General features: G+C 46.0%; 26 protein-coding genes. 5 read left to right on the top strand and 21 right to left on the bottom strand.

The window, feature by feature from the left end:
• Positions 1-82 precede the first annotated feature (82 nt).
• Entirely contained in the window at positions 83-859 is a 777-nt protein-coding gene (locus NIT04_RS04330; RefSeq protein WP_252502372.1) for an enoyl-CoA hydratase-related protein, read from the top strand.
• 197 nt (positions 860-1,056) lie between these two features.
• On the opposite strand, the gene fliS is transcribed toward NIT04_RS04330, so the two are convergent.
• Positions 1,057-1,470 (bottom strand): flagellar export chaperone FliS, encoded by a 414-nt coding sequence (gene fliS, locus NIT04_RS04325; protein ID WP_252502371.1) that lies wholly within the window; start codon positions 1,468-1,470, stop codon positions 1,057-1,059.
• Positions 1,471-1,582: 112 nt separating this feature from the next.
• Here fliS and NIT04_RS04320 point away from each other — a divergent pair, with 112 nt between their 5' ends.
• Entirely contained in the window at positions 1,583-2,395 is an 813-nt protein-coding gene (locus tag NIT04_RS04320) for a flagellin (protein ID WP_252502370.1), read from the top strand.
• 25 nt (positions 2,396-2,420) lie between these two features.
• On the opposite strand, the gene NIT04_RS04315 is transcribed toward NIT04_RS04320, so the two are convergent.
• The 11 genes from NIT04_RS04315 to NIT04_RS04265 all read right to left on the bottom strand — a co-directional run bounded on the left by NIT04_RS04315 (position 2,421) and on the right by NIT04_RS04265 (position 12,230).
• On the bottom strand, positions 2,421-2,705 hold the full coding sequence (locus tag NIT04_RS04315; protein WP_252502369.1) for a late competence development ComFB family protein: 285 nt from the start codon (positions 2,703-2,705) through the stop codon (positions 2,421-2,423).
• A gap of 337 nt (positions 2,706-3,042) precedes the next feature.
• Positions 3,043-3,264, bottom strand: coding sequence for a helix-turn-helix transcriptional regulator (locus NIT04_RS04310; RefSeq protein WP_252502368.1), 222 nt, complete (start codon positions 3,262-3,264; stop codon positions 3,043-3,045).
• Between the two features lie 10 nt (positions 3,265-3,274).
• Positions 3,275-3,751: a DUF2975 domain-containing protein gene (locus NIT04_RS04305; protein ID WP_252502367.1), complete on the bottom strand. Its 477-nt coding sequence runs from the start codon at positions 3,749-3,751 to the stop codon at positions 3,275-3,277.
• Between the two features lie 332 nt (positions 3,752-4,083).
• Positions 4,084-4,725 carry a TetR/AcrR family transcriptional regulator gene (locus NIT04_RS04300; RefSeq protein ID WP_252502366.1) on the bottom strand — a complete coding sequence of 214 codons (642 nt, stop codon included), beginning with the start codon at positions 4,723-4,725 and terminating at the stop codon, positions 4,084-4,086.
• A 10-nt stretch (positions 4,726-4,735) separates the two neighbouring features.
• Positions 4,736-5,764 (bottom strand): ABC transporter permease, encoded by a 1,029-nt coding sequence (locus tag NIT04_RS04295; RefSeq protein WP_252502365.1) that lies wholly within the window; start codon positions 5,762-5,764, stop codon positions 4,736-4,738.
• Positions 5,761-6,492: an ABC transporter ATP-binding protein gene (locus tag NIT04_RS04290; protein WP_252502364.1), complete on the bottom strand. Its 732-nt coding sequence runs from the start codon at positions 6,490-6,492 to the stop codon at positions 5,761-5,763. Before NIT04_RS04290 ends, NIT04_RS04295 begins: the two co-directional genes overlap by 4 nt.
• A gap of 142 nt (positions 6,493-6,634) precedes the next feature.
• Positions 6,635-7,603 (bottom strand): NAD(P)-dependent alcohol dehydrogenase, encoded by a 969-nt coding sequence (locus tag NIT04_RS04285; RefSeq protein WP_252502363.1) that lies wholly within the window; start codon positions 7,601-7,603, stop codon positions 6,635-6,637.
• Between the two features lie 82 nt (positions 7,604-7,685).
• On the bottom strand, positions 7,686-8,435 hold the full coding sequence (locus NIT04_RS04280) for a hypothetical protein (protein WP_252502362.1): 750 nt from the start codon (positions 8,433-8,435) through the stop codon (positions 7,686-7,688).
• A gap of 126 nt (positions 8,436-8,561) precedes the next feature.
• Entirely contained in the window at positions 8,562-9,104 is a 543-nt protein-coding gene (locus tag NIT04_RS04275; RefSeq protein ID WP_256470574.1) for a GNAT family N-acetyltransferase, read from the bottom strand.
• Between the two features lie 15 nt (positions 9,105-9,119).
• Positions 9,120-11,090, bottom strand: a complete 1,971-nt coding sequence (locus NIT04_RS04270) for a S9 family peptidase (protein WP_252502361.1) — start codon at positions 11,088-11,090, stop codon at positions 9,120-9,122.
• Between the two features lie 66 nt (positions 11,091-11,156).
• Positions 11,157-12,230, bottom strand: coding sequence for a citrate synthase/methylcitrate synthase (locus NIT04_RS04265; RefSeq protein ID WP_252502360.1), 1,074 nt, complete (start codon positions 12,228-12,230; stop codon positions 11,157-11,159).
• 103 nt (positions 12,231-12,333) lie between these two features.
• Between NIT04_RS04265 and NIT04_RS04260 the strand changes: the two genes are divergently transcribed.
• Entirely contained in the window at positions 12,334-13,215 is an 882-nt protein-coding gene (locus tag NIT04_RS04260; protein ID WP_252502359.1) for a LysR family transcriptional regulator, read from the top strand.
• A 201-nt stretch (positions 13,216-13,416) separates the two neighbouring features.
• On the opposite strand, the gene NIT04_RS04255 is transcribed toward NIT04_RS04260, so the two are convergent.
• The 9 genes from NIT04_RS04255 to NIT04_RS04215 all read right to left on the bottom strand — a co-directional run bounded on the left by NIT04_RS04255 (position 13,417) and on the right by NIT04_RS04215 (position 24,409).
• Positions 13,417-14,379 (bottom strand): DUF2971 domain-containing protein, encoded by a 963-nt coding sequence (locus NIT04_RS04255; protein WP_252502358.1) that lies wholly within the window; start codon positions 14,377-14,379, stop codon positions 13,417-13,419.
• 740 nt (positions 14,380-15,119) lie between these two features.
• Complete coding sequence (locus NIT04_RS04250) at positions 15,120-15,824, bottom strand: hypothetical protein (protein ID WP_252502357.1); 705 nt, start codon at positions 15,822-15,824, stop codon at positions 15,120-15,122.
• Between the two features lie 143 nt (positions 15,825-15,967).
• Positions 15,968-16,465, bottom strand: coding sequence for a hypothetical protein (locus tag NIT04_RS04245; protein ID WP_252502356.1), 498 nt, complete (start codon positions 16,463-16,465; stop codon positions 15,968-15,970).
• 358 nt (positions 16,466-16,823) lie between these two features.
• A complete protein-coding gene (locus NIT04_RS04240) occupies positions 16,824-18,377 on the bottom strand; it encodes a fatty acid--CoA ligase family protein (RefSeq protein WP_252502355.1) in 1,554 nt (517 codons plus the stop codon).
• A gap of 180 nt (positions 18,378-18,557) precedes the next feature.
• A complete protein-coding gene (locus NIT04_RS04235) occupies positions 18,558-20,486 on the bottom strand; it encodes an FtsX-like permease family protein (RefSeq protein ID WP_252502354.1) in 1,929 nt (642 codons plus the stop codon).
• Between the two features lie 30 nt (positions 20,487-20,516).
• A complete protein-coding gene (locus NIT04_RS04230) occupies positions 20,517-21,287 on the bottom strand; it encodes an ABC transporter ATP-binding protein (protein WP_252502353.1) in 771 nt (256 codons plus the stop codon).
• On the bottom strand, positions 21,241-22,290 hold the full coding sequence (locus NIT04_RS04225) for a HAMP domain-containing sensor histidine kinase (protein WP_252502352.1): 1,050 nt from the start codon (positions 22,288-22,290) through the stop codon (positions 21,241-21,243). Before NIT04_RS04225 ends, NIT04_RS04230 begins: the two co-directional genes overlap by 47 nt.
• Positions 22,287-22,991: a response regulator transcription factor gene (locus NIT04_RS04220; RefSeq protein WP_252502351.1), complete on the bottom strand. Its 705-nt coding sequence runs from the start codon at positions 22,989-22,991 to the stop codon at positions 22,287-22,289. The genes NIT04_RS04225 and NIT04_RS04220 overlap by 4 nt, the downstream gene beginning before the upstream one ends.
• A 425-nt stretch (positions 22,992-23,416) precedes the next feature.
• Positions 23,417-24,409: a lipoate--protein ligase gene (locus NIT04_RS04215; protein ID WP_252502350.1), complete on the bottom strand. Its 993-nt coding sequence runs from the start codon at positions 24,407-24,409 to the stop codon at positions 23,417-23,419.
• A gap of 134 nt (positions 24,410-24,543) precedes the next feature.
• On the opposite strand from NIT04_RS04215, the gene yhfH (NIT04_RS04210) reads away from it, so the two are divergent.
• Positions 24,544-24,669 carry a protein YhfH gene (gene yhfH / locus NIT04_RS04210; RefSeq protein ID WP_251701053.1) on the top strand — a complete coding sequence of 42 codons (126 nt, stop codon included), beginning with the start codon at positions 24,544-24,546 and terminating at the stop codon, positions 24,667-24,669.
• A 79-nt stretch (positions 24,670-24,748) separates the two neighbouring features.
• Positions 24,749-24,874 (top strand): protein YhfH, encoded by a 126-nt coding sequence (gene yhfH / locus NIT04_RS04205; protein WP_252502349.1) that lies wholly within the window; start codon positions 24,749-24,751, stop codon positions 24,872-24,874.
• Positions 24,875-24,913 lie beyond the last annotated feature (39 nt).

The raw sequence follows: 24,913 nt of genomic DNA, 5'->3' as shown, positions 1-24,913 counted from the left end.
TAATTTTCAAACTATTATAATAGCGGCAGGTGTAGAAAAATGATATGTTGGAAGAAAGTTTAAGCAAATGGGGGAATTCATAATGGAAACACTACTGTTTGAACAAAAGGGGCATGTCGCGAAGGTGACGTTGCACCGCCCTGAAGCGATGAATGCTTTCAATTACGATATGCTGTCGGAACTAGGACAAGTGATCGAGTCAATCCGCATTAATCCCGATATCCGAGTTGTCGTCTTTACGGGCTCCGGGGACCGTGCATTCAGCGTGGGGGCTGATTTGAAGGAACGACGGACGCTCACCGATTCGCAAGTGAAGCGGAATATTTACAAGATCGGTGAAGTGTTCACGATGGTGGAGAATTTGCCGCAGCCGACAATTGCGGTGTTGAATGGCTATGCGTTCGGCGGCGGAATGGAGCTTGCGCTTGCTTGCGATTTCAGATTCGCGGCGGATTCGGTTTTGATGGGGCTGACGGAGACGGGGCTTGCCATCATTCCGGGAGCTGGCGGGACGCAGCGGTTGCCGAGGCTGATCGGTGAAGCGAAGGCGATGGAACTCATTTTGACGGCAAGACGATTGAAAGCTGAAGACGCTCTTTTGTACGGCATGTTGACGGGAGTCGCTCCAGTGAATTTTTTACAAGAAACAGTAGATCGTTTCATAGAGCAGCTGCTTACAACTGGACCGATTGCGTTGCAACAAGCGAAGTTTGCAATTAAACACGGGATGAACGCCGATTTGCAGACAGGGCTTGCAATCGAGCGGAAGGCTTATGAAATTACGATTCCGACAGAGGATCGGTTGGAAGCGCTCGCCGCATTTGCGGAGAAGCGGAAACCGGAGTTTAAAGGGAAATGATATGGGGACGTCCTGGGGATTGCGAGTGCTCGCTGATTCCCAGGTTTTTTGTTTGTGCGGGATGAATTCCGGTTCCTTCCTCGGGACTTCTCATTTACGCTAGAAGAGTTCTCGTTCTTTCACTGGGACTTCTCATTTATGTGGAATAAGTTCTCATATTCCCCTGGGAATCTCTCATTAATCCAAAAACCGCTCATTCACAAGCGGTCCGTCGTGAAATTCCTGCGGCGTGTCACTTGTTTGGCGACTTGCCATGACGCGATTAGCTGAACGGTCATTTCCTCGACATGGCCGAGCAGGTCGTCCGTTTTCGTTATATGCGTTTGGACGAGGCATTGGTTCATGTGGAGGTAGATTGTCATGAGCCGGTCGCTTCGTTCGGCTTCATGATCGGTCGTTGTCATTAGTTCGAATAGGAAGTCCTGTGCTTTTTGCAACGAGCGGTCGCGGCCGCGGTCGTCTGAGTCCCCTGCTGCTATCGCCTGCTTACACTGCTGGACGTTTTTCTGGAATTCGTTGAGCAGGAGGAGGACGTATTCCATCATCGATAGTGTGGAGGCGCTTGCTTCTATGTAGATTTGAATTGCTTTTTCGATGTCTATTGTTGTCATGTGGGACCTCCTGCCGCTTTTCTTTTTGTATCGACTTTTTTCTGTTCATTTCAACCGTTTTGGGTCGATATAAAGATGGAGAAGTTGATGAGGTTAGAATTGGGGTGATGGAATGCGTGTTTTGAGTTCAGAGCATATTGCGGTTTCGGCGAACCGGTCGATGCGGAACGCTGGGCAGATCGAAAATAGTTTGGTGAAGCTTGGGTCTGGCGTGAAGATTGCGAAGGGCAGCGACAATGCTTCGGGTCTGTCGATTTCAGAGACGATGCGCGCGCAGATTCGCGGGATTTCCCGGGCGCAAAGCAATATGCAGGACGGGTTGTCTGTTCTTGAGGCGTCGAATGAAGGGCTGAATAATGTGAACGGCCTGTTGCAGCGGGCGCGGGAGCTTGCGGTGATGAGTGCGAATGATACACTAACGGTGAATGACCGGGCGGCGAGCCAGGTGGAGCTTGATCATTTGCTAGGTGCTGTGGACGATACGGCGACGAAGCTTGAGTTTAATACGAAGAAGATTTTAGGTCAGAACGGGTCGTTGACGTTGCAAGTCGGGGCGAATGCCGGACAGCAGATGCAGATTACGCTTGTGGATGTCAGTTCGAAGGCACTCGGCCTTGAAGGGGCTTCGCTGCGGATGCGAGCGGAGGCGAATGAGCTGATTACGAAGATCGATGAGGCTATCAAGACGGTTTCCAGGCATTTGACGCGGATCGGCTCGAATATGGAAGCGGTCGAGCATCATTTAACGAATGTGCTCGTGTTCGAAACTAATTTGACAAAGTCGCTTTCGTTGCTGGAGGATACGGATATGGCGAAGGAAATGATTAATTTTGTCAATCTGGACATTCGTCAGCAAGGCGATCATTTGCTTGTGAAACAGGTGAACCAGAATATCCATAGTGTGATGTCGTTGTTTTCGAAGTAGAGTAGGCTTTGGGATTTCTCCCGGCCTACTCTTTTTTTGCGTTATCGCAGCGCGGGTTAGCAGAGACGATTCGTGCTGCTTTGACGACTGTTGAGAGGATGTTCGTTGCGCCTTGCCGATCCGCGACGTGTTCGGCACGGATGTACGGACTCAATTTGCTGTTGACGATATAGCGCGGTTTGATTTCGTTGAGTGCGATTGCCATGATGTCGTCTTTGCATCTGTCGCAGTTGCATGTCAGATGAAGTTCTTTTTCGTACTGTTGTAAGACGCCATGGACGACTTCTTCCATTACATTATATACCGGCATGTTTCGGTACCCCCTTGGAATCGATTCCGCGGCGGCATTCTTTCGAGCTTTGGAGATGGACCGCCAATGGGATTGGTATGATTTTCATTAATTGTAGCATTGATGGGGATGATTGTGAATGAAAGGTGGAAAACATTTCTTGTGGTTATGCGCGGCTGTGGGCGGTTATGCGTGAATTTGTGGATTTATGCGCTTCTGGAATGATTTATGCGTGGATTTCCGGGTTTATGCGTGTCTGCTGAGATTTATGCGTAATTACGGGAGCTTATGCGTTTCTGTAAAAGGAAAGGAGGCAAAATTGATGTGTCCCATCATTTTTGCCTCCTACATTATTGGTTTATCCTTCGGCTTCTTCATCGCTTTGGTATTCTAGTATATCTCCAGGCTGACAGTCCAACGCCTTGCAAATCCCCTCTAACGTCGAAAATCGGATTGCTTTTGCCTTTCCGTTTTTCAATATGGATAGGTTAGCCATTGTAATTCCAACCTTCTCCGAAAGTTCAGTTACACTCATTTTTCGTTTGGCCAGCATTACGTCAATGTTTATAATAATCCCCATTGTTTTCACCTCAGACCGTCAAATCGTTTTCTGATTTTATATTGATTGCTTCCTGCAACAGTCTTTGGAGAACAGCAGCAAAGACTGCGATGACCAACGAAGCAAAAACAGGAACCATGCCGATAATGACAAGACCTGGCGCATCATCCAGCTCTGCTACCATAAAAACAAATGGCAAAATCACCGCGTACAACCCGCTGATTGTCATTGCACAGAACTTGATTTTCTGTAGAGCTGTTACCGATAGTTCAGAGAAGGCAAGGTTCTTGTCAATATAGCTCAACAACTTAAAAGCCTGATACAACGCAATGAAAAACGGTATTACGGATAAATACATACCAATGACAATCGGATAAAGAATATGCGCATATTCCGGATTGGCTGGATTTTTCAATAAATAATAGATTCCGTATATCCCTAAAGCAAGAACTGGAGTTCCGATTAGAAAAACTGCCATCCTTAAAAATAATGTTGACCCTCGTTTCATAAAAAGCACCTCACTTGTTAATGTGGTTTTATCATAACTCATTATTTATCGTTTATCAATAATTAATTATTGATTTTGAGTAAAATATTGTTGATAAGGGATATTCTTATAAAGTGGAGAATTGCTGTAGAACTGGCGTTATGCGGATTTGGAAAGGTTTATGCGCCGATTCGGAGATTTATGCGCTGTTGCGGGCGGTTATGCGTGATTCGGCGGATTTATGCGCCGTTTTTTGGATTTATGCGTGTTTGCAGGGATTTATGCGTATTTGGATAGATTTATGTTGAATCGGATTTATTCCAACAAAAAAAGAAGGTGCGGGACCTTCTTTTTCATTCCTCAGGCGCGAGGCCTTTTTTGAGGAAGTTGATCATTTGATTGATTTCCTCGTCATCGTTCCACTTCGGGTCGATGATGTATTTTGTGGCGAAGTAGCCCATGATGGTCGAGGCGGTTAGCCGGATGACGGTTGTGGCGGGTAGTTCAACGATCTGGCCTTTCGATTGGTAATGCTTGACGATTTGGATGAGTCGGCTGACTACCTTTTTTCCGATATGTTCAATGAATTGCTCACGCAGTTCATGGTGAAACGGAATTTCCTGGAGAAAGATCTGGACGACTTTCAAGTTTTTCTCGAGGAACTCCTGACGGTTATTAATCATCGCCCGGACGAAGTCTTCGAAATGCTCGAATTCTTTGTTGAGTACTTTGTTCAAGTCTTTAATGATAATTGGGCCGAGCATTTTGACCATCATCGGTGTGACGATGGAAAGGAGCAGGTCCTTTTTCGTCTTGTAATGGCGGAAGATGGTGCCTTCCGCGACGCCCGCTTTTTTGGCGATTTCATTTGTCGATGTTGCGGCGAAGCCTTTTTCCGCGAACATTTCAGTCGCTGCTATGAGGATCAGCTTTTGTTTTTCTGTCAAACTATCGTCTTCCTGCAGCATTTCCTCAAGCATATTTTCGTCAGTCATGATGCCCTCCTTAAATTCTGCGATATTTGCTTAGTACGGCGATGTTTATTCCAATGAACAACAGGCAGAAGCCTGCTAGTATAAGTAAGTTTGTAATAATGTCGCCAAATCCGGCGCCCCTCACCATGACGTCGCGCAAAGCTTCGGCGGCGTAATAGAGAGGTGTCAAGTAGCTGATCCAGCCGAGCCATTCGACGATCGTCTCCAAGTTGAACAGGCCGGAAAAGAATACTTGCGGCACGACGACGATCGGGATGAATTGCATCATTTGCAGCTCGTTATGGGCGAATGATGAGAGCAGGATGCCGAGCGTCAGCGCGGTCAACGCGAGAATCAGAATGATGAGGAGCACATAGAAGAAAGCTCCTTCCATGACCATGCCAAGTACGTAAATTGCATACGCTGTTATGATTGACGACTGGATTGTCGTGAAAAGCCCAAAGCCGAGGACATAACCTGCAACGATTTCCCATTTGCGTAACGGGCTTGCGAGAAGCCGTTCGAGTGTGCCTGTCGTCCGTTCGCGAAGGAAGGAAACGCCTGCGATGAGGAAGACGAAGAAGAACACGAAAAATCCGAGCAGGACCGGCCCGAAATAATCGAACTGGCCCATGTCACTTGAGCCGTGTAAGTAATCAATTGTTTGTTCTGGGATATCGACTGCTTGCGGTGGTTTCGGCAATGCGTTCTGCAGCCATTTCATTGTAGCGCCCGTAACGCTCGGATCACTTCCTTCAAGGACGATGGACGGAGAGTTGCCTTCGATTTTCAAATAGCCGTCGAGCTCCTGTGAGGCAAGTTGTTTCTTCGCTTCGGCTTCTGTTTCGAAAGTCGTCACTTGCGCCCCTTCCGTATCGATTTGGTCAGCGAGCAGTTCCGGTACATCGACCAATCCGATTTTCGGGGTATAGTCATCTCCGTTGAATACGAAATAGAGCATCGTCAGCACGAGGATCGGCGCGAAGATAAGCAGTCCGATCGTCCGTTTATCCCTGACGAGTTGACGGAGAATCCGTTTCACCAATGCCATTACCCTCATCGCTCCGCACCTCCGAAGACGAGGAATGCTTCCTCGATTGTTGCCGAAGCCGTCTCTTCTTTCAGCTCGGCTGGCGTGCCGACCGCAATCAGTTTTCCATCGCGGATCAGTCCAAGCCGATCACATTTATCCGCTTCATCCATGACATGCGTCGTGACGATGAGCGTCTTCCCTTGCGCCTTCAAATCCGCGAATGCGTTCCAGATGCCTTTCCTCAGGACGGGGTCGATTCCGACGGTCGGCTCGTCGAGGATGAGCAGTTCCGGTTCGTGGAGCAATGCGATGGCAAGTGAAAGCCGCCTTTTCATTCCTCCCGAGTAGTTCGATACGAGTTTTGTAACGTCGCCAGAAAGTTGGACGAGCTCCATCACTTTGTTAATGCGTTGCGCTTGTTTCTGTCCCTTTAGCCCGTACAGTTCCGAGAAGAATTGAAGATTTTCCTTCGCCGACAACTCCTCGTATAGGGCGTCCGATTGCGCCATATACCCGATCTGCTTTTTAAGATTCAAGGAAGGCATCTTCTCGTGGAATAAATGATTCTCCCCTTCCGTCGGCTCATCAAGGCCCGCCAACTCCTTCACCAATGTCGTCTTCCCCGCTCCGGAAGGTCCGAGCAAGCCGAAGATTTCCCCTTCGTAAATGTCCAAGTTGATGTCTTTCAGAACTTGATGCTTGCCGAAGCTTTTGGAGACGTTGCGGATGGAGACGCAAACTTCGCGTTCGTTCATGATTGTCACCTCTTTTTCAATAGTGAGTGATTACTCACTTTATTGTATTCTATGAATATAGGATTGCAAAGTGAGTAATCACTCATTTCTGTAAATAAAAAAAGAGAGGGAGATTCCCTCGCTTCAATTAGCGGACTTTCTATTATATTGTTATAACAACTTTCCCTTGTGAATGTCCCTCTTCAAAATACTTAAATGCTTGTTGAATCTCGCTTAAGGAATAGGTGCGATCAATAACTGGCTTTACATTCCCTTCTTCAATAAGCTCTTTCATCTGCATTAAATCTTGCTGATTGGCCCTTTGCAAATAGGTGATGAATTTCTTTTTTCCAGTCATCGATAACCAAGAGCCTAGCAACATTGTTTGATACATTTGATTGCTTGCGCCGCCGACATGAACAAATACACCGTTCTCCTTAAGCTTTCTTCTATAAGTAGAGATAGATTGCGAACCATTCACTCCGATAATGACATCATAGGTTTGTTCATCTTTACTAAAGTCCTCTTTTTGATAATCAATCACACGGTCAGCTCCAAGGGACTTTACGATGTCTACGTTTCTAGTACTTACTACAGCAGTCACTTCAGCACCGAATGCCTTCGCAATTTGAACGGCAAATGTTCCTACACCACCTGAAGCACCATGAATCAAAACTTTTTGTCCAGCCCGTACCTTGCCTTTGTCTCTGATAGCTTGTAATGCTGTAGTTGCTGCCATAGGTACGGCAGCCGCTTCTATGAATGATAGGTTATGCGGTTTTAAAGCCAATTTCTTTTCATCGACAGCTACATATTCCGCAAAAGCACCCCACCCACAGCCGGATAAGTCTCCATACACTTCATCTCCCACCTGGAATCGGGTAACATTGGCGCCCCTGGCTTCCACTATTCCAGCCATATCCCCGCCAGGAATAGGGTATTTCGGTTTCGTAAGACCAAATGCTAATCGGGCTGGTAGTGGTTTCCCTGTTACTAAAACAAGATTACCAAAATTGATCGATGATGCATGAACCCGTATTAGCACTTCATTTGGCTTAGGTATTGGTGTAGCTACCTCGCTTAATTTAAGTGTATCCGGTGTTCCGTATTTTCCAGAGATGATGGCTTTCACGTCAATCCTCCTCAATTTCTCTTTCAGTTATTGTATTCGGTAAAAGGAGTTTTTAGAGGGGATTCTTACTTCACTTTAATTGTTAGTTATTCTTTAAATTTGACACTTCATAGTTAATAACTTCCTCTATTTCGTCATTTCCAATTGCTCCATTATGGAATGTATTTGAATCGCTCCAATAAAGTTGCCTAAATGAAACACCATTATTAAGTTCAATCTCCAAAAATAATCGGGTACCATCAAACTTACCTGCATCGTTTAATGAATATAGATCTTCTATTGGTAAGTCATAAAATGCAGCTAAGAACTTATCTTTAGAAGCCTGTGAGAATGTATGAATCCTCTTTCCATCTTCGGTGCTTTCAATATGGATATTCTTCACCAAATTCTCCATTGGATAAAGTTCTCCTGCCGTTTTCGCCTTTGGATTTCTGTCGACTACGTATACAACATCATTTGCAGCAACAATCAAAGAAGTTGGATACCCCTTAACTTCATAAATAATTGTTCCTACATCTAAATATGTAGCATCACCATTTTGCGCCCTGTGATTACTACATGCATTTCCAGCCATCCTATATGTCACTTCACCAAGTTCTTTACCTTTGTCAATCGTCGAAGGAGATTCTTCATCCTCTGGGTCTGGAAAATGATGCTCGTATTTTATATCACCAATCATCAGCATATCAATCCATTCAATTTCCGCGTCAGGACACCCTTGCGGAGAAGTGAAAGGATTAGTAAGGCCCCCTTTGAGAGAAGTGGAGTTGCTACAAGAAGATAACAACAAAGCGAACATAGTAATAAACGTCAAATTCTGAAGAAATTTCATCATACACCTCCTAGTTATTAGACTTTCATCTCAACTAGAAGTTACACCCAATGAGTTAATATTCAAAAAATAACGCATGAAAAAAGGGGACGTCAATTCAAATGTGAATTGCGTCCCCAATTTTCTTCATTTCAATCTGTCTTCCCATTCCTCGCGCAACATGCCCATGCGGATGGAGTCGTAGTAGACGCCGTTCCAGTAGCGGACTTTACGGATGCGCGCCTCCATCGTCATGCCGAGCTTTTCGGCGACGCGGATCATTCGCATGTTACCCGACCACGTCGTAAGGCCGACGCGGACGAGCGGCATTTTATTGAATAAATGATCGATCCACATCGTGAGCGCCTTCGTTCCGTATCCGCCACTCCAATATTTCGGCTCGTAAATGAGGATGCCCATCTCAAGCCAGAGGGACGGTTGGTGCTCCCAATAATAGCTAACCATGCCGATAAGCTCGCCGCCCATTTCGATGCCCCAATAATCGTCTTGCGCCACCATTTGTTCTTTCTTTTCGAGAAAATCTTCGTACGTCATCGTCACATGCGGGAAATACGGGGCATCCCATTTCTTCCATTCAGGATTCTCCTCTTTAAATGTCAATTCCCACATCCGATGCAAATCTTTTTCTTGTATAGGGCGTATTGTTACGCCGTCAAGTGTATAAGTCAATTACATCCCCCAAGATTATAGGTATTTCTCGAACCAGCCCGTAATCTCGTTTAATCTCGCAATTCGCAGATTCGGAGCGCCGGTCCGCGATAGGTTATGGTCTGCATCTGGGAAACGGACGAATTCCGTCTCTTTCCCCATGCTCTTTAATGTAATATATAGCTGCTCCGCCTGTTCAATTGGGCAGCGGAAGTCTTTTTCCGAATGTAGGATCAACAACGGCGTCTCCACGTTCTCCGCATATTTCAACGGAGAGTGCTTCCATAGCGTCTCGACGTCCTTCATGTCCGCGGCGATTTGCCAGTCGCTGAAGTAATAGCCGATGTCGGACACGCCGAAGAAGCTGATCCAGTTGCAGATCGAGCGCTGTGTGACGGCCGCTTTGAAACGGTTCGTATGGCCGATGATCCAGTTCGTCATGAATCCGCCGTAGCTTCCGCCCGTTACGCCGAGACGGTCCTCGTCAATCCATTCATTTTCCGCCAACACGTAGTCGGTCGCCGCCATGATGTCTTCATAGTCGCCTCCGCCGTAATCGCCCCGGACCGCATCGACGAACTCCTGGCTGTAGCCGTGGCTGCCTCGCGGATTGATGTAGAGGACACCGTATCCTTTTGCAGCGAGCAGTTGTATTTCATGGAAGAACGTATTGCCGAACATCGCGTGCGGTCCGCCATGGATGTCGACGATGAGCGGATATTTCTTCCCTTCTTTGAAGTCGGCCGGTTTCATGAGCCAGCCGTGGACATCCCAATCTTTTGCCCCTTTGAAGAAGATTGATTCCGGTTCGACGAGTTTAACTTCCTGCAAATAGTCTTTATTGAATGAAGTGAGGGCTTCCCTTTCGCCTGTCGCAATCGTCAATTGATAAATTTCGCCCGGGTTTACGGGATCGCTCGCTGCGACTAACGCGAAATCGCCTTCCGTATTCACATCATAGCCATACACATGCTCGTTTTCCTGGGATGCCGGGTACAGCTCCCCTTCGAGCGTTGCGAAATAAAGGCGGACGTCGCCCATCGAGGAGAGCTGGAAGTACAAGTGATTGTCCTTCGTCCAGACTGCACTCGGCGCACTCGCCCCTTGTTGATGGTCCGCAACCGTATAGTCACCGACCGGAGCATCGACGCTTTCCGTAATGTTGATCGTATTACCGCGTGGCGTATCGTACACATACAAATTGCTATGTGTAGCATTTTGGAAAGTGCGATCCGAGCCGATAAATGCAATATAATTGTCGTCTAACGAAAATCTCGCGCCGCCGTAATAGCCTTCCTCATCGACGATGACCGTCTCTTCCTTCGATTCGACATCGACTAGATGGAGCGGCTGACGGAATGCCCAGTCTAAATCCTCATCCCGGTTCACGCCGATGACAAGCTTGCTGCCGTCATGCGAAACGGCCTGCAACGTATGCTGGTGGTTCCCTTCCGTAAACTGCGTGATCTCTTCCGTTTCCAGGTCGATGAAACCGATTTGTTTGAATGAATCCTGCGGCAATAAACCGACGCCGTCCATTTTGTACTTCATCTTCGTCACACGGACGGGTTCCGGTTTCTTCTTTTCATCCTTCTCCTCTTTATCTGTGAACGCCTTGCCTTCCTTCACCGAAGCTTCAAACCAAATTTTCTTGCCGCAAGGCGACCATTCGAAGCCGGATACGCCATTTTCGAACGATGTCAGTTTCTTCGCTTCGCCTCCGCGGGCGGATTGGATGTACAGCTGGTTCTTCTCGTCGCGATTTGACAAAAATGCGATCTGCTTGCCATCCGCCGACCATTTTGGCGAGCTGACGCGGTGTGTGCCGTACGTCCATTGCGTCGTTTCTTTTGTCTCAAGGTCGATATGGTACAGGTTTGCGATATATTTGTTTTCCTCTTCGTCAATATGCGTTTTGATGAACAGCGCTTCTTTTCCGTCAGGCGATAGTTGTGGGTTCGTGACGGATTGCAGTTTGAATAAATCATCTGTTTGTAAGTGTCTCATCGGAATTCCCCCTTCTATTTTCTATTCTACATATTTCGACACACGGAGGAATTTCCCCTTTTTATTTCATGATTTTTTTCCGATGTAGACGGATTGCGGCCGGAAGATTGTGTTGTCTTTCAGCTGCTCGATGGCGTGAGCCGTCCATCCGACCATTCTTGCGACACTGAATGTCGGGGTGAAAAGTTCGGGCGGCATGTCAATCGCGCGCATGATCGCAGCAGCATAATATTCGACGTTCGTATACAGTTTGCGACCCGGCTTGTATGTTTCAAGCAGGTCGATGATTTCCGTTTCGGCTGCTGTCGCGAGGTCCAACCACCCATCTTTTCCCGTGAGTTTCGCGCATTTGTCCCGTAATATAATCGATCGGGGATCTTCGGTTTTGTAGATGCGGTGACCGAACCCCATAATCCGTTCGCCGTTTTGCAGTTTTTCCTCGATGACAGAGCGGATGTTTTCTTGCGTGCCAATTTCTTCGAGCAGTTCGATGACGGCTGAAGGGGCGCCGCCATGCAAAGGGCCTTTCATCGTGCCGAGTGCCGATGTGATAGCCGCTATCAGATCGGATTCCGTGGAAATTGTAACACGTGCAGCGAATGTTGAAGCGTTCATGCCGTGCTCCATTGTTAGTTTTAAATATATTTCGAGCGCTTCGACGTGGACGTCTGCTGGTTCTTTTCCGGTTAGCATCCATAAGTAGTTGGCGGTATGTGATAGTGAAGGGTCGGGTTCGATGACCGGCAGTCCGTTCACATTACGGTAGTGCCTCGCGATGATGACCGGAAGCGCCGCCGTTAGATGGAGCGCTTGCTGTTCAATCGGTTGATTCGTGAAACTTTGGTGTGCATATGCGGATATTGCAGTTCGCATCGCATCCATCAACAGTGTTTCGGATGGGAGGGCGTCGATGATCAATTTTACATGTGTGGGTAATGCTCTTCCTTCTTGAAGAGTATATGCTTCGTTTTGGTCCGGGAATTTATCGTTCCAAAGAAAGTGCGCAATTTCCTCGAATGAATGCTTTGCGACCAGCTCGCCTACTTGAATTCCACGGTATCTGAGTTCGCCAATATCCCCTTCTACGGATGCGATTTTTGTCTGTACGGCAACGACATCTTTCAAACCTTTTTGAAACATGTTCATTCCTCCTTTTCTTCAGTATAGAGGGAAGGTATAATTAGGTAAATTGAATGTTTTTGAATGATTTGATTAGTTTTATTAATTGAATTGGAGGGGTTCGATGGACACGCAATGGCTAAGAACTTTCACCGTGGCGGCGGAAACGTTGAATTTCAGGATAGCTTCTGAGAAATTGCTGTTGTCGCAACCGACGGTCACGGTGCATATCAAGCTACTCGAGGAACAATTAGGTGTTCAGCTTTTCGACCGGATCAATAATCGTGTCACGTTGACAGACGCGGGCAGATTATTTTATGCGGAAGCGACGAAGCTGTTGACGAGGTTGGATGATAGTGTGAACCGGATGCACGCGTTTGCGCAAGGCTACCGCCGCATATGGACGATCGCCATTTCACCGCTCATGGCGGAGACGATTTTGCCTTATTTACTGCGGACGTTCATGGAAAAGCATGAGGATGTCGAGCTGACGATCCGGGTGGAGGAATCCGAAATGATTGAGCGGCTTGTCGATTCGGGCGAAGTCCATTTGGGCATTTCGGCGTTGGATGCGGCTTTGAAAGGCATTGAATCGATCCGTGTCTATGACGACCCAATTGTTTTCATCACACCGACCGATAGCTATGATGAGGAAAGTGGGCCGCCGGTCGATGTGGAAGAAGCGCTCCTCGGGAATTATTTGCTGACGCATCATCACCCGGTCTATTGGGATGATTTGCTCGTAGTTTTGCATAAACATGTTCCGGGGGTGCGCACGATGAAAGTGACGCAGGCGCATATTGCGAAACGATTTATTCAAGAAGGGTTGGGCGTCTCTTTCCTCCCTCACTCGATCGTCCGACGGGAATTGACAGAAGGCCGGCTCATGCGACCGCATTTTGACCTATTCCAGTTGCCAACTGTTTCGACGTTCATTCTTGTGAAAAAGAAAGGCGAATTGGAGGAAGAGTTTATACGGGAGATTTCGGCTTATTATTTTGGATAGTGTGTGGAGATTATAAGGAGTCCATTTCTCGCGACTGCGAAGAACTCTACATTGTTCCTTAATTCAATAAAAGCTTTTCAGCCAATGCTTTGAAGGTTATCTTTGTTGTTGCCCATTCTTTCTGAATATCTTCCCAATTGGGCACTTCACATCACTGCTGCCCTTTTATTCTTGCAAAGAAAAAAGCATCCTAGAGGATGCTCACGCTAAGTCGAAATCATTGAAATCTACTACAGACAAATGATATTTTGTTTTATCCAACTTTAGTTGTTTGATAGGAATTTGTTTTTTCTTGGCTTCCAGAGATAGCATGATTTTGTGTACTTGACTAACCCGTGCCCCCAAAATTATACAGGATGGTTTTATAACCTTAAGAGCTATGCCTTTTTCACTCGAGTTTTTATGAATAATTAATCTCCATTCTTTTTCGTACGACCACTCTTTTGATTTACTAATCGCTGCTAATGTAGCAATAGATATTTTATCACGAACACCTTTGTGCTCTTCAAGATTTATCAAATCCTCGGTATATATAACTGGATTTAAACCAATAAAAACATCTCGTTGCGTTTCAAAGTCAAGATTAAGAAAATCGTATTTCAAAACCATGCCTTGATGATTATCTGCATAATGGCTCCACATTAACATTGAGTCTGGATCTTCACTAAAACACGAAGCGAATGTCCTCTTTTGATAAAGATTAGCTATATCTGAAGAATACTCTTCGAATAATGAATCTGTTTCCTTTAGATACTTCTCAATTGCAACATGTACCATCTCTGAATCCCCTCTAAAGCCAGGGAGACTTTCTAGCAATCTTCTTAACCCATCTTCTATTGAGTACCCATCCATTAGGCGCTCCACATCTGTTGCATGCTTATCGAATATTTTTGAGAACCGTTCATATAAATCGGATTTATTTTCATTGTCATGTCGTTCACGAGACCCTATTGTCAAAGCACTATCGTATGGATCGTTAAACGTAGCTGCATTGGAAAGCCATACCTCATCTCTTTCTAAATTGACAAGACTATATTCATTAATTTTACAGTATTTATAAATTGGATTTGCGAGTTTCTCCAATTTCAATTTTAAACCTTCAAAAGTGCTTTCTTCTGTCGTATCTTCAGAAAACATTAATTGCTTGTATTGATTCTTCCACATATGTCCACCTCCCAATGACATCATTCGCCATCAAAGGTGAAAATCCTCTTTATACATAACCATATTAGAAAAAGCACCTTAGAAGAGATGCATCGTATTAGAATTCTATTAGCATTTCTAAGATGGCTTTTCTAACTAACTTTTATCTTCTTTTGGCCCTGCGGATGGACTGTTGAACCTTGCTTTTGCTTAACTTCAAGCTCTTTTTCCAATATCATCCATGCTCATTTTTGTGCGACTTACAGGAGATAGCATTTTTCGTACACGTATCGAGAAGGACGCTAGAATTTCAGAAAGGATAATCTTGTCATCTTTAAACGCTATTTTAATACATTCTGATTCCAGCTGTTCCACTCCGGAATCAAGTCGATATTCTCGTATGCCCGCCGCTGATAAACTGACTTTTCATCTACGCCACGGAAAGTTCCCAATTGCCTTCTGTAGTCATCCAATCGAAGAAGAATGTCATACTCCCCTTTTCCGTCCATACTTCGGACGATTAAACCTACATCAGTTCAGTCCATTCCCTTCCGTCATCCGTTCCTCGAGCTTGTCCGCTGTCTTGCTATTCGACTTTCCCTTTTTGTCTGTACGCGGACCGGACATGAGAGCCCTATTTCAATCAGCTGATCTTGTAAAGTCCACATTTCCTCACTCCCTTTTGAGAAAATAAAAATAGGACAACAAACGAACAGCGTATTGCTGTAATCACCGTTGTCCTCTGGTTAGCTAGGGGGACGTTATTCGTTATAATTCCTTAATAGCTCTTCAAACCGCTCTATATATAAGATATATTTCTGTATATTGGCAATCCCATCTTCGACTTTCCATATAGCACTAAAATCTAATAGAATTTCTAATTCACCGATTTTCTCGAAATTCACTTCAATTTTTCTAAGATTTAATTTGTGTTCACTGATAAGTTTAGCAAACTCATAATCATTTATATGATTATATGAAAGGCTTTCTAATCTACTTTGTGTTTCGATAATCAATTCAAATAGAGCTTCTTTCTTTGTTTTTAGTAAATCTAATACTGGAGTGTAACTCTTTATTTCGTAGTCTAATATGCCTTTCTTAGGATAGAATTTTTTATAGTTTTTCATTAAATCATAAAAGGAGTAATTTAAGAGTGAAAATTCATTGACTAACTTCCACGTTTCTTTTATATAGTCATTTAGAAAAATAGCTTTCATAACAGCTTGCTCTTTTTCTCTTTTTTGCTTCTCATATTGGACATTCCTCTTAAACAAAGTTAATGACATATATCCAGCTATACCAGCACCGCCAAATGCTCCACCAAATGTACTGAGCACTTCAATAAAAGTTGGGCTAAAGTTATGTTTTATTACGCCATTTATCATTCCGGTTACTAATATTGCGAAACATATAATCAAAATAACGTTAACTATCCATAGGATGTTTTTCTCAATATCTCTTTTCAAAACTCCTCTCCCTCTTCCTTATACATCTGCGTTACTATCCCTGATTTATATCTCTTTCAGTATATACACTGATAATTATTTTAAAAAACTAAATACGGTCCAGTGTAACCATGAAATATTGTTATCATCTTTATTAATATTACTTATAAAACAGACATACAATTTTCTTTTCTCTTTCTAAGTTCTTTCGCCAATTTTACATAAATTATTAACCTCTGCATTTTATGATAACTTTTCAATGAGATATGGTAGGTTAGATATAAGCCAATTGCATAGAATAAAATTAGGATTGCAAAGTAAGAAACCAATGAAGCTATTTCGTAGTCTTTAAAGAAATTTATCTTATCGCTATTTAGCAAACCAAAAACCAGTGTAGTAATAGAAGTAATTGCGGTAATGAAAATTAAAGCAAATGACATATATAATGTTCGATTATATTCTTTAACGTTTACTTCGCGTATCAATAACTCAAGAAGAAGTTCAAATTGTTCATCATTAAATCTACAAGACAAATTGTTAACAATACAAATTTCGACTGAACTTCCTTTATTCTTTGGATTACCTACCAAATATTTGAGTTCCGAGATTAACTTATTTTCGTCTACAAAATACTTAATATTTTCCTCACTTATAATTCTCAAAACTCCTCCCCCTCTTCAATTTTCCCTGATGTGCAACAATCTTATAATTGCTGTAATCTGGTAATTCCCTATCCTTTCCTCCCCACCGTAATCACCACAACGCAGTTAGTAGGAAGCCTTATTGTATCAAGTTTCAATATTACTTGGTAGTCTATTTGGAAGTCTGCCATTTTCATAAGGTCCCCCCTCTGTTGCCAGCCTTTAACAATAATTGAGCTCATAATCAAATAAAGGAGTCCTAATTGAGCCTTTGATTAAATAAACGAGCCCTTGATGAATAAAGGAGTCCCTTGTGCAGTTTAAAGAGCCCTTATGTAAATAATTGAGCCCTTCCACATTACGTGGAAGGGCTCACCATTTACAACTTCACTTGATCTTTCAACGAGCGGCGCAATATCTTGCCGGTTGTGTTTTTCGGTAGTTCATCCAGAAATTCAATTGTTTTTGGCACTTTGTATTTCGCGAGACGATTTGCGCAGAACGCTTTCAGTTTTTCAGCGTCTGCCACAGCACCTTTTTTCAGTACGACGAACGCTTGGACTTCTTCACCAAAGTCAGTGTCTGGCACGCCGATGACCGCTGCTTCGACGATGTCGTCATGTGTGAATAACACTTCTTCGACTTCCCGTGGATAGACGTTGTAGCCGCCGACGATGATCATGTCTTTCTTACGGTCGACGATGTAGAAGTAGCCGTTTTCGTCTTGGCGCGCCAAATCTCCCGTGTACAGCCATCCGTCGCGGATGGCTGCGGCAGTTTCTTCCGGCATTTTGTAATAGCCTTTCATGACGTTCGGTCCTTGGACGACGAGCTCGCCGACTTGGCCAACAGGCACTTCATCCCCATATTCGTCCACGACTTTATTTACTACATTGATGATGTTCGTTCCGATTGATCCGGGCACCCGCTCGCGGTCGAACGGGTTGAAGGTCGTGACCGGTGACGCTTCGGACAGGCCGTATCCTTCTGAAACCTTCACATTGAACTTTTCCTCGAAATTGTGGAGCAATGCGACCGGCAACGAAGCCCCTCCGGAAATCGCAAGGCGGATCGTGCTGAAATCGGCCGGATCGCCTTCCGGGTATTGATAAAGGAAATTGTACATCGTCGGCACTCCCGCAAACACGGTCCCGTGCTGTTCTTTAATCGTCTGGAACACATCCCCCGGGCTGAATCGCGGTACGAGCAGGATTGTCGCCCCTTTCAGTAACGGTGCATTCACGACGACGGTTAGCGCGAACACATGGAAGACGGGCAACGTCGCGACGACACGGTCGCTTTCGGAGAACCCTAAATAATCCCCGACATCGCGTGCGTTCGAATACAAATTCTTATGCGTCAGCATCGCACCTTTCGGATGGCCCGTCGTTCCGGACGTATAAAGGATGACAGCGGTTTCATTTTCGTCAACTTCTACCGGTTCGAAATCCGGTCGGCCAGTTGCAATCAGCTTGGAAAACAGCTTCACTTTCGCTTTCGCCTTTTCCGGCAACGCCGCCACCCTCTCCCCTATATCGGCGCTCATTTCACAGACGATATAGTTCTCGATCGAAGGAAAGAGCTTCGCGGATTTCTCGACGAGCGGCAACAGCTGATCGAGTGCGATGACCGCTTTCGCATCGCTATTATGTAAAATGTACGAGATTTCGTCAGGCGAATAAATCGGATTGATCGGAATCGCGGTCGCTCCGATCCGCATTGTCGCGTAGAGCGAAATGAGGAAATGCGGTGTATTCCCTAACAGCAGTGCGATATGATCTCCCTTTTCGATTCCCATCCCTTGCAATGCCGACGCAAACATCGACACTGACTGGTCGAACTCGGCGTATGAAGTGTCTTTCCCCATGAAGTGATAAGCCGTTTTCCCAGGCTGCAGTTTCGATGTTTCAAAAACTTGTGCTACCAACGTCATACTGAACATCCTCCCTTTTGATGAAATGAACCACCATTCATTAAACCCATCTATTATTATATAAGAAAAATTAAAAGTTCACAATACTTTTAGAAAATGTGCGAGATTCTTAATTCAAAGGGAAATTGCTTTTATTGTAGAAAAACATTTTCAAAAAAGCCTCCCCCAATTGAGGGAAGGCTACAAGTTCTCCGGTGTCCGGATATGGGCTAAATAGCGCCAGCGGATGAGGTAGAAATAAATGACTTGCAAAGCTGTAAATCCGACGAGCACCATTGTGAGCTCGCGGACGATGGAGATTTCCGCGAGGGCGTCCCAAATGACTTGCAATGATAGGAACGCAAATGAGCTATGAACGAGCGCGACGCCCCACGGGACGAAAAACTGCGGGATGAGCTGCCGGTTGACGATTTTCTTGAATTCCTTGTCGGTGATGCCCATGCGCCGAAGCACATCAAACTCCTTGCGATCGCTATCGAGCGACGTGTAGAGCCGGAAATAGATGAAACTTCCCGCGGCAAGCAAGAAAACGCCTGCCAGCAATAATCCGATGAACAGCAGCAATGTGAACGTCGTCCGTATGACGGAGTAGTTCAGCCCAGGATTGTCGAAGGTGAAATGCAGTTTCCCGCGTGTTCCCATTAGAATCGATTCCGTCACAGAATGCTCGATCGTCAGGCCGATGTTTTTCGTCTTTTGCCAGTCCGGAATATCGAATGCGTGATAGACGGACGACGGCTCGACTTGCAACGCGATTTTGTCATAATCGGCGTCATTCAAAATAATCGTGTTCGTGCCAATCGCATGAGGCGGGAACAGTAGGTACGGGTAAGCGCCGGTAATCCGCACTGTCATGCCGCTTTCCTCCAATACCGTCTTGACCGATTGTTTATTCAGCTGCTCGAATGTGGAAACGGTCGGCGGCAGGAACAACGCTTCCCCTTCCTTTAATTCAAATGCTTGGTTGCCAAACGACCTCGCCAACCTGTTGACACTCGAAAGCTTGATGATCGTGACGGTATAGTCCGTCAATGTCGACCTCTGCTGCAACACGGGGAATTTTACATATGTGTAGTCGATGCCGTTCTTCCTCAGTTCATATCCGAGCCGGTTAATATGCTCCTGCTCCATGTCATTGTCTGGAAAGCTTTCGTACACAAGGCCGAGCGGATTCATTTCCCGGTATTGGGACGCGAATGAAGTGAGCGATGCAAGGATGCCGACAGACATGAACGCAACAGTCGAGACAATTGTCACGATGAAAAACATCCGGGCATTCTCCTTCAGCCGGATGACGCCTTCCGAAATCGCGAGCAATCGGAAATTGCGCCAATAAAACTCTTTCCGTACTTTGAACAGATGGAGGAGGAACGGCAACGAGTCCGTGAAAAATAAATACGTGCCGAGCGTTGCAAGCGGCGGCAACAGGAAGATGAGTCCGATGACGATGCTGTTAGATGTAAAAGCAGCCATGCTATAGGACAGCCCAAGAAGCACGAGGCCGAACACTCCGCGGGTTTTCGAAAAACCGTGTTGCTCTTTACCGACACTGTCGCCGCGGATCAATTCATCGAGCTTACCTGTCCGGATGAAAACCGGGGCGACCCACGAAATGATGACGAAAAGGCTCAGGAACGCGCCGACCGTCAAAGCGAACGGCTCCCACGATAAATACAACGGAAGCGCAGGCAGCATGACGATCCTTTTTACGACCATGAAGAAAAACTTCGAAAACATATACCCTAAAAAGGTGCCGATTCCAATCGATGCCGCACCGATAATGAGCGTTTCAGTGAAAATGAGCCGGTGCAGCTGCCGTTTCTCCATCCCCAAATGGAGGAGAATGCCGAACTCCTTCGTCCTCGCTTGCAAGAATGCCCGCATCGAATAAAACAGGAAGAACATCGTGAATATGTATAGGATGATTTCAGCGATGCCCATGCCAAGAACCGCAATGTCCTGCACCGCACTACCCTCGAGCGACGGATGGAACAGCAGCATGGAATAAAGGAAAAACACCATGACTGAAAAAACGCTCGCCATGAAAAAGGCAGCGTAAATCCTCCGGTTGCGCATGACATTCCGAAAAGCGAACTGGCGAAACGTCATGAAGCAATCCTCCCTATTCGGCTGTCCGTCTTACAACATCCGCAAGTCATGGACATTCCCTCCAAGTAAACTGAGCACATTCAAAATCCGCTGGAAAAACGTCTGACGCCGCTCGTCCTTGTAGATTTCATTGAAAAATTCGCCGTCCTTGATGAACAGCACGCGGTCGCAATAGCTTGCCGCAATCGGATCATGCGTCACCATGATGATCGTCGTCCGCTCGGTTTCATTGACAAGGCTGAGCAATTCAAGGACTTCTTTTGCCGATTTCGAGTCGAGATTCCCTGTCGGTTCATCCGCTAAAATAAGCTTCGGCTTATGAATCAGCGCCCGTCCGACAGCGGTCCTTTGCGCCTGCCCGCCCGATAGCTCATCCGGACGCCGATTGAGGATTCCCTTCAGGCTCAATTGCTCCGCCAGCCGGTCGACCCGTTTTTGCATCTCCATGATCGGCAATCCGTCCAATGTGAGAGGAAGGACGATATTCTCTTCCACCGTCAAACTTTTGAGCAGATTGATGTCCTGGAAGACGAAGCCGAAGTTGTGCCGCCTGAACAGCGCCAGCTCATTCGAATTCAACGCTTCGGGCTCGATGCCGTCAATCGTGACACGCCCGTACGTTGGCATGTCGATCGTCGAAATGATGTTCAACAACGTCGTCTTTCCGCTCCCCGAAGGTCCCATGATCGCAATGAACTCCCCGGCGTCCGCCTCGAAGTCAAGACGGTTCAACGCGCGGTGCATCACTTTCCCTTCATAGATCTTCGTCACTTGCTCCAATTCCACGATTGAGTTCTTCATCCGCTTCACCTATCTCTCCATTTGTAAATAGTATCTTGACGGAAGTCCCTTGCCCCACTTCGGATTCAATCGTCAATGGATGGCCGAGCTTCAAACAGACCTCATCGGCGATGTACAGCCCCATTCCTGTCGATTCACCGGTCAGCCGGCCATTTTCGCCCGTAAAGAACGCCTTCGTTACACGCTTCAGGTCGGATGCCGGAATGCCGACTCCTTCATCGCGAATTGTAAGCTCGAAGCCTATAGCGGTCTGTCTCGCTGACAAATAAAGGCGTTTCCCTTTTTCAAACGTATATTTCACAGCATTCGTAATGAACTGTCCGATGGCGAGTTTCATCCATTTTGGATCCGTCGCGACGACTAGCGACTCATCAATTGAAATGACCGGAAACACGCCATTTGTTATGAACAGACGCTTATGGTCGGTTACTACCTGCTGGATGAGCGTCTTTAATACGACCCTTTCAATCTGCATGTCTTCCTCAAACGTTTCAAGCCGCGCATTAAGGAGCACGATATCGAGTCCTCGCTGGATTTTATCCATTTCTTCGCTAATGCTCCGCTTGTCCAGCTCGCCATCTTCTTGGAGCAGCAAGTTGATTACGGAAATCGGAGTTTTCATCTGGTGCACCCATTGATTTACGAATTGTAGCTGTCGATGCTGAGATGCGTATAATGATTGCACTTCAGCTTGATACAGCCCATACAAATCGCGCATGAACTTCGCCGATTGGAGTTGTTCGGTCGTCAGCACTTTTCGGATGAGCGCATCTTCCATCTTCTCCGGCTTGCGGAGGATTGCTTCGTAATACGATCGCCGGGTAATGAATTTCCCAACGAGGAAGCCTCCCGTCAGCAGCAAACTCATAATGATTGAGTAAATCGCCGTGTTAACCCCCCGGAAGCCATCCAGCCAATACAAGACGAGAATGAACGCCACGAGGAGCATCTCGAAGATGATCCATGATAAATGCTCCTTTAGGAATAAAACAATCTGCTTCATGATTCCTCCGGCGCGAGCAGGAAACGGTAGCCTAACCCGCGGACCGTCTCGATGACCGATTGTACGTCGTAATCCGCAAGTTTTTTCCGCACGCGCGTCATATTCACATTGAGCGTGTTTTCATCGACAAACGACTGGTCGTCCCATAATTCCTCGAGCAGCGTCTCCCGCGACACGACTTTCGGCGATGCATCCATTAACAGCTCAAGGATGACACACTCCTTTTTCTGTAGCGGAATTTCCTCATCACGCAAATGGAGCTCCATTCGTTCGATGAACAGCTCGAGCGAACCGAGCTTCACCGTGCGCTCTCCTTGGCTCGGCGCATATTCCCCGAACGCCCTTCTCAAATGGCTTCTGATCTTCGCAAGGACGATCTCGTAATGGAAAGGTTTCGTTATGAAATCATCCCCTCCGTTCTCGAGCGCAAACACTTGGTCCATATCGCCTGACCGCGCCGAGATGAAAATGATCGGGCACGTCGTCGTCTGCCGCAGCTGCCTGCACCAATAATAGCCGTCATAGGAAGGCAGATTGATGTCGAGCAGGATCAAATGCGGATCGAACGCCGTACATTCCGCCTCCACATTATCAAAATCCTCCACGATCGCGACATCATATTGATACTTGCGCAACGTATCCGCGAGCAGCCGCGCAATTTTTTTATCGTCCTCAACAATGAAGATACGATGGTTCCTCATCGCAAATTCCCCCTTCGTTATTCCAACTATTATATCGCAAAAATGGAATAGACGCTCGGGAGGCACTGGGAATTGCTTGAAAAAGGGTTATCACCGACTTGGTGGGGGTTATCACCGATTTTCGACGCATTACCACCGCTGCTCGTCGCGTTACCACCGACTCGGGGGACTTTACCACCGATTCTCCGCCTGTTACCACCGACTCTCGAATTTATCACCGCTTAGGCGGAGTTTATCACCGCTCAAAAGCAGTTTATCACCGTTCAGACAGACTTTATCACCGCTTAGGCACACTTTATCACCGCTCGCCCATTAAATGGCAATGCCAATCAATTCGACAGACCCATTTCATTAACTACACTCCCCCAACCTTTCCTGCATATAATACGACAAAAGAAAAAACCGGCTATGCACCGGTTTTCAACTCAATAGATTAAATTAATGAATTCCTCTTTCGTAATGCCGCCCAGCAGCGTCGGGATATCGACTGCGTCGAGTGCTTTCGTGATGGATTCGCGATCGTATTGAACGTCCTTGAGACTGTCTTCGACGACCGCCACATCGCCGACACCGAAAAAGTCACCGTAAATGCTGACGTCATCAATTTTCCCTTTTTCGACTTGCAGCCGTACATCAATGCCGCCGACTGGGAAGCGATGGGAATGCTGCATATTGAATTTCGGGGATTTGCCGTAGTTCCAGTCCCAGTTTCCGTAACGTTCTGCTGACAATGCACGGATGTTGTCCCAGTCCTCGTCGGTCAGTTCCCAATACTGGATATTCTCTTCGCCTTCGAAAATCGACTTCAGAATTTCCATTCGGAATTGTTCAATCGTCATCGGCTCTTTGATGAATTCCGAAATGTTCGCGACACGGCTGCGGATCGATTTGATTCCCTTCGATTCAATCTTGTCCTTCTTCACTTTTAAAGCAGACACAACACGCTCGATTTCCGTATCGAACATTAACGTCCCGTGGGTGAACATGCGGCCTTGCGTTGCAAATTGCGCGTTGCCCGAAATTTTTCGCCCTTCGACGAGAATGTCGTTGCGCCCGAGCAATTCGGCTTTGACACCCATTTCCGCCAACGCCTTGATGACCGGCTCGGTGAACTTCTTGAAGTTGCGGAACGATTCCCCATCATCTTTCGTTATGAAGCTGAAATTGAGGTTCCCTAAGTCATGATAAACTGCGCCTCCGCCTGAAAGCCTGCGGACGACGTGGATGCCGTTCGCATCGACGTACTCGGTATTGATCTCTTCAACCGTATTTTGGTTCTTGCCGATAATGATCGACGGTTCGTTGATATAGAACAGCAGAAAGGGATCTTTGTCGACGTCCATATTTCTCAATACATACTCCTCGATCGCAAGGTTGATCCTTGGATCTGTAATGCCTTTATTATCAACGAAATACACAATAATCGCTCCCTATGTAAATGAATTCATTTCTATTTTATCCGAAATGAACAGAAAAGTGTTGACATTTGATTAGCTGTTATAATACAATCATTCTAACAAATTTAGTTATAGAACAATAGGAGGATGATGAAATGGTCGAGAGTATCGTAGAGTTTTTCAGAAACCTGCCTGCCAAAGCCTGTGACGTTTGTGGAGAGAAAATCGAAGAACAGCATGAATGCTATAGTAATAAATGTGACGAGTGTAACATCGTCTAATTTTTTTACCATTGCTGTTATATTACAATAGACTATTTGCCCAGTTAGTATTAGTACAATTAGAACAGGAGGGAACACGATGCTGGAGAATGTCATTGAGTTTTTTAAGAACCTGCCTGCAAAAACATGTGCCCAATGTGGAAAAGAGATTGAGGAACAGCATGAATGCTATAGCAATAAATGTGATGAGTGTAACATCATCTAATTTTTTTGCCATCACTGTTATATCACAATAGACTATCGC

Source organism: Sporosarcina sp. Marseille-Q4943, assembly GCF_943736995.1.
In the GTDB taxonomy this organism is placed as follows: Bacteria; Bacillota; Bacilli; order Bacillales_A; family Planococcaceae; genus Sporosarcina.
This window is presented reverse-complemented; position numbering and strand designations above follow the sequence as displayed.

Coding starts and splice junctions, on each gene's coding strand:
- NIT04_RS04305 (WP_252502367.1), bottom strand. CDS start 3,751: ATGAAACGAGGGTCAACATTATTTTTAAGGATGGCAGTTTTTCTAATC.
- yhfH (WP_251701053.1), top strand. CDS start 24,544: ATGGTCGAGAGTATCGTAGAGTTTTTCAGAAACCTGCCTGCCAAAGCC.
- NIT04_RS04240 (WP_252502355.1), bottom strand. CDS start 18,377: ATGACGTTGGTAGCACAAGTTTTTGAAACATCGAAACTGCAGCCTGGG.
- NIT04_RS04300 (WP_252502366.1), bottom strand. CDS start 4,725: ATGACTGACGAAAATATGCTTGAGGAAATGCTGCAGGAAGACGATAGT.
- NIT04_RS04310 (WP_252502368.1), bottom strand. CDS start 3,264: ATGGGGATTATTATAAACATTGACGTAATGCTGGCCAAACGAAAAATG.
- fliS (WP_252502371.1), bottom strand. CDS start 1,470: ATGACAACAATAGACATCGAAAAAGCAATTCAAATCTACATAGAAGCA.
- NIT04_RS04315 (WP_252502369.1), bottom strand. CDS start 2,705: ATGCCGGTATATAATGTAATGGAAGAAGTCGTCCATGGCGTCTTACAA.
- NIT04_RS04260 (WP_252502359.1), top strand. CDS start 12,334: ATGGACACGCAATGGCTAAGAACTTTCACCGTGGCGGCGGAAACGTTG.
- NIT04_RS04235 (WP_252502354.1), bottom strand. CDS start 20,486: ATGACGTTTCGCCAGTTCGCTTTTCGGAATGTCATGCGCAACCGGAGG.
- NIT04_RS04255 (WP_252502358.1), bottom strand. CDS start 14,379: ATGTGGAAGAATCAATACAAGCAATTAATGTTTTCTGAAGATACGACA.
- NIT04_RS04225 (WP_252502352.1), bottom strand. CDS start 22,290: ATGAAGCAGATTGTTTTATTCCTAAAGGAGCATTTATCATGGATCATC.
- NIT04_RS04265 (WP_252502360.1), bottom strand. CDS start 12,230: ATGTTTCAAAAAGGTTTGAAAGATGTCGTTGCCGTACAGACAAAAATC.
- NIT04_RS04330 (WP_252502372.1), top strand. CDS start 83: ATGGAAACACTACTGTTTGAACAAAAGGGGCATGTCGCGAAGGTGACG.
- NIT04_RS04295 (WP_252502365.1), bottom strand. CDS start 5,764: ATGAGGGTAATGGCATTGGTGAAACGGATTCTCCGTCAACTCGTCAGG.
- yhfH (WP_252502349.1), top strand. CDS start 24,749: ATGCTGGAGAATGTCATTGAGTTTTTTAAGAACCTGCCTGCAAAAACA.
- NIT04_RS04290 (WP_252502364.1), bottom strand. CDS start 6,492: ATGAACGAACGCGAAGTTTGCGTCTCCATCCGCAACGTCTCCAAAAGC.
- NIT04_RS04320 (WP_252502370.1), top strand. CDS start 1,583: ATGCGTGTTTTGAGTTCAGAGCATATTGCGGTTTCGGCGAACCGGTCG.
- NIT04_RS04280 (WP_252502362.1), bottom strand. CDS start 8,435: ATGAAATTTCTTCAGAATTTGACGTTTATTACTATGTTCGCTTTGTTG.
- NIT04_RS04220 (WP_252502351.1), bottom strand. CDS start 22,991: ATGAGGAACCATCGTATCTTCATTGTTGAGGACGATAAAAAAATTGCG.
- NIT04_RS04270 (WP_252502361.1), bottom strand. CDS start 11,090: ATGAGACACTTACAAACAGATGATTTATTCAAACTGCAATCCGTCACG.
- NIT04_RS04230 (WP_252502353.1), bottom strand. CDS start 21,287: ATGAAGAACTCAATCGTGGAATTGGAGCAAGTGACGAAGATCTATGAA.